The organism is Gilliamella sp. App4-10, from assembly GCF_001690495.1.
GTDB lineage: Bacteria > Pseudomonadota > Gammaproteobacteria > Enterobacterales > Orbaceae > Gilliamella > Gilliamella apicola_G.
Genome location: NZ_LZGS01000004.1, coordinates 158,981 through 165,783, shown reverse-complemented (window position 1 = coordinate 165,783; position 6,803 = coordinate 158,981). Strand labels below are relative to the sequence as shown.

8 protein-coding genes and 1 pseudogene are annotated in these 6,803 nt (G+C 35.4%); all 9 read left to right on the top strand.

Annotated elements, in window-relative coordinates; all coding sequences use genetic code 11:
• The first annotated feature begins 257 nt into the window (after positions 1–257).
• The 9 genes and pseudogenes from A9G23_RS01965 (at position 258) to A9G23_RS01930 (ending at position 6,537) form a co-directional block, all read left to right on the top strand.
• Positions 258–1,139, top strand: coding sequence for a VENN motif pre-toxin domain-containing protein (locus A9G23_RS01965; RefSeq protein WP_065586021.1), 882 nt, complete (start codon positions 258–260; stop codon positions 1,137–1,139).
• Positions 1,136–1,639 carry a hypothetical protein gene (locus tag A9G23_RS01960; RefSeq protein ID WP_065586020.1) on the top strand — a complete coding sequence of 168 codons (504 nt, stop codon included), beginning with the start codon at positions 1,136–1,138 and terminating at the stop codon, positions 1,637–1,639. The genes A9G23_RS01965 and A9G23_RS01960 overlap by 4 nt, the downstream gene beginning before the upstream one ends.
• A gap of 302 nt (positions 1,640–1,941) precedes the next feature.
• Positions 1,942–2,295, top strand: a pseudogene (locus A9G23_RS11805) (VENN motif pre-toxin domain-containing protein); the annotation flags it as partial.
• Positions 2,296–2,370: 75 nt separating this feature from the next.
• On the top strand, positions 2,371–3,420 hold the full coding sequence (locus A9G23_RS01955; protein ID WP_065586019.1) for a toxin glutamine deamidase domain-containing protein: 1,050 nt from the start codon (positions 2,371–2,373) through the stop codon (positions 3,418–3,420).
• The gene (locus A9G23_RS01950; protein ID WP_065586018.1) at positions 3,420–3,701 is read left to right on the top strand and encodes a YrhB domain-containing protein; all 282 of its coding nucleotides are present in this window, start codon (positions 3,420–3,422) and stop codon (positions 3,699–3,701) included. The genes A9G23_RS01955 and A9G23_RS01950 overlap by 1 nt, the downstream gene beginning before the upstream one ends.
• A 20-nt stretch (positions 3,702–3,721) precedes the next feature.
• Positions 3,722–4,027, top strand: coding sequence for an EndoU domain-containing protein (locus tag A9G23_RS01945; protein WP_176700585.1), 306 nt, complete (start codon positions 3,722–3,724; stop codon positions 4,025–4,027).
• Between the two features lie 43 nt (positions 4,028–4,070).
• On the top strand, positions 4,071–4,490 hold the full coding sequence (locus A9G23_RS01940) for a hypothetical protein (RefSeq protein ID WP_065586016.1): 420 nt from the start codon (positions 4,071–4,073) through the stop codon (positions 4,488–4,490).
• Between the two features lie 519 nt (positions 4,491–5,009).
• The gene (locus A9G23_RS01935; protein WP_141674888.1) at positions 5,010–6,281 is read left to right on the top strand and encodes a VENN motif pre-toxin domain-containing protein; all 1,272 of its coding nucleotides are present in this window, start codon (positions 5,010–5,012) and stop codon (positions 6,279–6,281) included.
• Complete coding sequence (locus A9G23_RS01930) at positions 6,268–6,537, top strand: hypothetical protein (RefSeq protein WP_065586014.1); 270 nt, start codon at positions 6,268–6,270, stop codon at positions 6,535–6,537. The genes A9G23_RS01935 and A9G23_RS01930 overlap by 14 nt, the downstream gene beginning before the upstream one ends.
• Positions 6,538–6,803: the final 266 nt, after the last annotated feature.

Sequence of the window (6,803 nt, the reverse complement as noted above, 5' to 3'; positions counted from 1 at the left end):
GGGGAGATTATAATATTCGAGTAGTATGTAGGGAAATTAAAGTTATTGAATTAGGTATCTATCCTGAAATATAGTAGCTCAAACCCCAACCCAAACCCAAACCCCCAACCCGATAATCCTAGCTTATGTTAGAGTATTCGTTATTAAAAAGTGGCAGTTAATACTGTCACTAAATCCTGTAATTAATTTTTTAATTGCTAATTTTGGCTTAGCACCACTTAGTCGCCAACACGGTCAGTCATGCCATACTCGGCGCGGTGGTAGCCGAGCTACAAGGCAACTCTGCCCTAGTGGGCGGCTTAGGTGCTGCCGCAAGTGAACGCAGTGCGGATGCTATTGCGGGTATCCTTTACCCCGATAAAGACATCAAAGACCTAAACCAAGAAGAAAGACAACAAATCAGCGCCCTAACCCAACTCGCGACTGGCCTAGCTACCGCCGCGGCCGGTGGTGATATCCAAGATATCAATACTGGCGTTGCTGCAGGGAAGAATGCGGTTGAGAATAATAATTTAGCTAGAGCTGCGTGGTATCTAGTACGCCCAAGTGAAATTGGTGCATCAGTCAGTATTAATGTGGTAGATGTTTTAATGGCTGAAGGTCTTACCGCAGCGGAATCAAAAGCGTTTTTAGAAAGTTTAAATTTGGAACAACGAAGACTAATTGAACTTGCGTTAGTCGATCCAATGGGAGATCAATTCCTTGAAGATGCAGTACTAAAAACTTATGAACGTTATTATAATGATTACCTAAAAGAGAAAGGTAGTAAGAAAGATAATGATAATCCGTTAACAGGAACTGGAAGTAGTTCAGCAGGTGGGGCTTCTGGATTACCACCTGATGATGACGATGAAAATAATAAAGCTTCTAATGAGAAAAATAATTCAGAAACTAAAAATGAATATGCCAATTATAAAGGTAAGCTAGAAAAAGGTGATAAAATAGATCTTAAACAATTTAATAAAAGAGTTTCTGGTTCAAATAAAAAAGGTGAATGGGTAGATCCTAAAACTGGGTGGAGAATTTCTCCTGAAAGATCATCAAGTAGCCCTCACGGAGGAAGTGCGTGGAAATTATTTGATAAAGCAGGGAATAGAATGGGTACTTTAAATGAAAACGGAGTATATTTAAGACCATGATAGAAAAAAACTTTATAGATTTTTTGTTGTCTACAAATTTAGATGATAATGATCTTTTAAAAAAATATTATTTGAATATTCATGTTTCTTACTTTGATCATTTTTTGGATGAAGATGAATATTATAGTACTGAATTAATCGCATATGTTGATGCGATTAAGGATCCTAACAAATTAAATCTATTTAATTCCATTGAACAAAAGTTTGTAAATTTCTATAAAAAATTATACGAATTATCTAATAAAAAAGTCAGTTTATACAATGATGAAGGTAAGATTATTCCAATTGATACATATAATAAGTTTAACCATTATATCCTTGATGCTATGAAAGAAAAACCTTTATGCACAATAGTTTTTCCATCATTAGAGTTATTTACATTAACAGGTTTTGATTTGACTCATTCTTTTTTTATATTAAAGCATAAATGTGAACAGGAGTTTATTATAAAGAGAAAAATAGAAGATATAGCAAATTCTGTTGAGTTACATGTTATTTAATGATCCCATCCTATATTTTGTGTTTTTGCTATTTTAAAAGTGACAGTTAATTCTGTCACTAAATCCTTTTTAAGTAGTAATTTTGATTTAGCATCACTTTAGTGATTATTATTTTTATGCACCATTGTAGTAATTAAAGCCTACTTAACTATACTGCTCATTGTGTCATATCTCCTTCTATTTAAAACATAAAAAACACACTATTTATTTACAAAAAATCGGTCAGGTAAAGTGTTTATTTTATTTAATTTTTTTCTTGGTGTTTTTTTGCATTTTTCTGTGTCAGCAAAGATGGCTTTGACATAAAGGTCGAAAACAATACCGACTTAAAAGCAACAGACAAAGGTATCTTCTTAACTGACGAGCAACATTGCCAACACGGTCAGCCATGCCATCTTGGGCGGGGTGGTTGCGCAGCTGCAAGGCAACTTAGCCCTAGTGGGTGTGGCATAGGCGCTGCCGTAAGTGAACGCAGTGCAGAAGTTATTGCGGGTATCCTTTACCCCGATAAAGACATCAAAGACCTAAGCCAAGAAGAAAGACAACAAATCAGCGCCCTAACCCAACTCGCGACTGGCCTAGCTACCACCGCGGCCGGTGGTGATATCCAAGATATCAATACTGGCGTTGCTGCGGGGAAAAATGCGGTTGAGAATAACTTCTTAACTACGAAAGATATTGAAGAAGCAGATAAAAAATATGCGGCTTGTAAGGGAGATAAAGAATGCCAAATGCAAGTCGTTAAAGAAACAAATGAATTAAGCAAGAAAAAGGGTCTTGAATTACAAGAACTCATTAACCAGCTCAATAATGAAATGGCTGTTGAACTGCGTGAAGCCGCTCAATATTGTGCAGGAGATAAGCAATGTCAGAAAGAAGAATATGATAGAATTAGGCAAGAATTTAATGATAAATTTAATTCATATAGAGAGTTAGTTTTAGACGGAACCGATTGGCAAAAAATAGAGTCTCAATACTATCCTGATAACACGAAGATAAAAGCGCTTTGGGAAGGAATTAAAGATGCACCGGGTAAATGGGGTGAGGGCGTAATTGACAGTGCAGGTAAAGCAATAAGATATATTGACGATAATACGTTAAATCAAATAGGTAGTGATGCTTGGGAATTTGGTAAAAAAATAGCCCAAATTCCAATGGAATGGTTTAATAAGGAAATACCAGCGGATTCATTTGAAACAGCATTAACTGAATTAAGTAGCATGACAGGCCATGATGTTGGAGAGGCGACCTTCTATAATGTGGCTGGAGTTGCTACAGCATCATTAGGTGGTAAAACGATACAATGGATTGGTGGTAAATGGGTTAAAGTTGAAGGTATTGCTAAAGCTGGAAAGGGAGAGACTAATACTGCCGTTAATGATGTAGCTGGCACTATACGTGGTGTAAATCCTGGCTATCCTATAGAGGGGCGAACTCATAACTGTGTCAATTGTGCTATAGCTACTGATGCAACATTAGGTGGTAACCCAGCCTCTGCTTTACCTATTAATTCAAAAAATGGGGTTCCAATATCCGTATTAGAAAAACAATTTGGAACAAAATTTCAAAATGTTAGTGGGCATAATAATATTATTGAACAAATGTCAAATGCAGGACCTGGCGCAAGAGGTGTTGTATTTGGTTCTTATGGTCCGGGGCAACCGGGGCATGTTTTTAATGTTGTAAATCAAAATGGAAAAATACGTTTCTTAGATGGTCAAACAGGTAAAGCTGCAGATATAAGCAAATTTAAATCTTTCAAATTTTTAAGGACTAATTGATGATTACTTTTATTGAAGCGATAAATAAAGCTAAAAGTTATTTATCTGAATACGATATTCCTGTAGAAATTACTGTGATAGACAGGTTTTCTGAAGGATGGCTTTTTTGTTTTCAATCCAGAGAATTTTTAGAAACTGGTGATTTTTCAACACAATTAATCGGTAATTGTCCATTCATAATTGATAAAGATAGTGGGAAAATATATGAGTTGGGAACAGCATACCCTTTAGATATATATATACAAGAATATGAAAATAAAAAAAACAAATCTGAGTTTTAAACTCATAATGGATTATGTATGTGCATATTAAAAATTATAATTTAACCAAATTTTATATAAGTAATTCAAGTGTGGGGGAGACATTAAAATATATAACTCAGTTTGAGGATGGGTATTTGTCAAAAATAAAAACAAGCACCTTATTTCCTGAAAGTTGGTCAGATAAGAGTATTATTGATTCTGTTAATAAAATTGGAAATACTAAGCCTATAGGAGTAAGACCTTCAACTGGTGAAACTCTTCATCGAGGGACTGTTAATGGAGTGGAAATCGATGTTATTAAAAAAGGTAATAATATCACGGCAGCCTATCCAATTGGGGGGTAAACCTGCGCCAGGATTTGATCCTATAAAATTAAAGAGATAAATTATGTATAATAAATTTGATGTTTGTATATCTGATTTTAGCCATGAAAGTGAACCTGGCGATTATTGGTATGATTGTGCCATTTTGGAGGCTACTGAAATACTTAATAAATTTAATAATAATGATTGGGAGTTATTATTAGCTCAGCTAAAGTTTAAGCCTATTTTTTGGCAAAAAAGGCTTGTAGAATGTTTGGGTGATTTACATAACTCACATGAATTAGAAGTTCTCCTAAAAATTATTAACACAAGTAATGAGAACTTATTTATCTCTTGCATTGATTCATTAAGGCTTTTAGATTTATCTAATCTAGATAATTCTAAGAAAGAGTTACTATTATTAAAAATAGATATTTTATTGCAGAATGCTAGCTCACCGGTAAAGCGTGTTTTAGAAGAGTTCATTAAAAAGCTAGTTGAATGAAAGTTAAATCCCCCATCTAATCAGCGGGGGAGGATCTTTTATTGCTTTTTAGAACTTGCCCGCAAGTTCAATAATCAGCTTGTTCTACTCAATTGTAGTAGTTCAAACATAATCCGACAATACTATCCTATATTAGTATATTCATTATTAAAAAGTGGCAGTTAATTCTGTCACTAAATCCTTTTTAAGTGGCAATTTTGATTTAGCATCACTTTAGTGATTATTATTTTTATGCACCATTGTAGTAATTAAAGCCTACTTAACTATATTGCTCATTGTGTCATATCTCCTTCTATTTAAAACATAAAAACACACTATTTATTTACAAAAAATCGGTCAGGTAAGGCGTTTATTTTATTTGATTTTTTTCTTGGTGTTTTTTTGCATTTTTCTGTGCCAGCAAAGGTGGCTTTGACATAAAGGTCGAAAACAATACCGACTTAAAAGCAACAGACAAAGGTATCTTCTTAACTGACGAGCAACATTGCCAACACGGTCAGTCATGCCATCTTGGGTGGGGTGGTTGCGCAGCTACAAGGCAACTCCGCCCTAGTGGGTGGCTTAGGCGCTGCCGCAAGTGAACGCAGTGCAGAAGTTATTGCAGGTATCCTTTACCCCGATAAAGACATCAAAGACCTAAGCCAAGAAGAAAGACAACAAATCAGCGCCCTATCCCAACTCGCGACTGGCCTAGCTACCGCCGCGGCGGGTGGTGATGTTCAAGATATCAATACTGGCGTTGCGGCGGGGAAAAATGCGGTTGAGAATAATGGATTAAGTTGGGCTGATGGTGGATTTGGTGGCGATTTTATTGGTCTTTCACCTGAAACAGGGGCAAATTATGACAGCATACTTCATGCTTCAGCTAATGGTTATCTAACCCCAGAAGAGGCTTCGCAAATCATAGATGATATGAATTCAGGTAAATTTATGTATGATCCTTTAAGAGAGGATTTGATGCGATTGCCAGAAGATCTAGCTATATTGGTGACGCCATATGGTGATTATATCGCCTTTAGGGATGCAGATAGTTGGGGTGACTACGCAATAGCAGCAGCAGGAGTATTACCTTTTGCAAAATTTATCAAAGTAGCGGGAAAAGTAATTAAAGTTGAAACTAAAACTGCACAAGTTTTGGTAAAAGAAGCGGAAGTAGCATATAAAGCGGGGAATGTTGCTGAAGGTAACCGCTTGATGAATCAAGCGGCAAGCCAGTCAAAACAAATTGAAACAACAGTTGTAAAAAATAGTGCAGCTGGAAAGGGAATAGGTGCGAACAAACCATTAGATAAAACAGTCTTAGAAACGCAACATGGAAAAGGAAGTGTTGCACAAGATGGTGGAAATTATAAAGAGATTAAGTATAAAATACATAATAGCCAAGCAGCCAATCAAAAAGGAAATGAGAGTAGCAAATTTGGCGAGCATGTAAAAAAAGAACAAGAAATTAATGCTAATTTAGGTAAGCGCCCAGAAGATAAAATTTGGACAGAAACAAGTAAAAAACAGCCTGTTACAAATGCTTACGATCATTGGGATAAACATAAACACGAGTTTCCAGAATTTCAAAACTCAAAACAATACGTTGATGCGACACATAATTTTGTTAATAATCCTCCTTTAGGCACATTAAAAATAATAAGGAAAAATGGTGATACAGTTCTTTATAATCCTCAATCAAATATATTTGCTGTGAAAAATGCCGATGGGACACCGAAAACAATGTTTAAACCAAATCCAGCAGATCATGGATATAAGACTAATTTGGAGTATTTTAATGCACAAAAATAATGAAGCATATATATGTCGTGTTTGTGGGCTCGAGCAATCAGAGCCTCAATGGGGAGAGGATGGTCAATCTCCTACATATAATATTTGTGAGTGTTGTGGAGTTGAGTTTGGATACGAAGATGCCATTTTAACGGGTATTAAGAAATATCGAGATAAATGGATACAATCAGGAGCAAAATGGAATTGCCAAAAAAGTAAACCTATTGATTGGTCTGTTGATGCACAGTTATTAAATATCCCTAAAAAATACTTATAATAATTTGGTTATTATAAGATTTGAAGTAGCATAAACTATAATTCCCGATCTTATTCTTAACGGAGATTATAGTTTCATCTGTAGTAGCTCAAATTTAACCCGACAATCCTAGCTGGAAAAGGGAGGGTGGTAATCTTGCTAAACAAGAAACTATTGTTCAAAATAATAACTGGGGTGTGTTAGATGACGCTTCTAAAACAGCTTTCAATGCATCAAAAAATAATCTTAACACATGGGTACCAAAGGATAAACATATGGTTGGAACT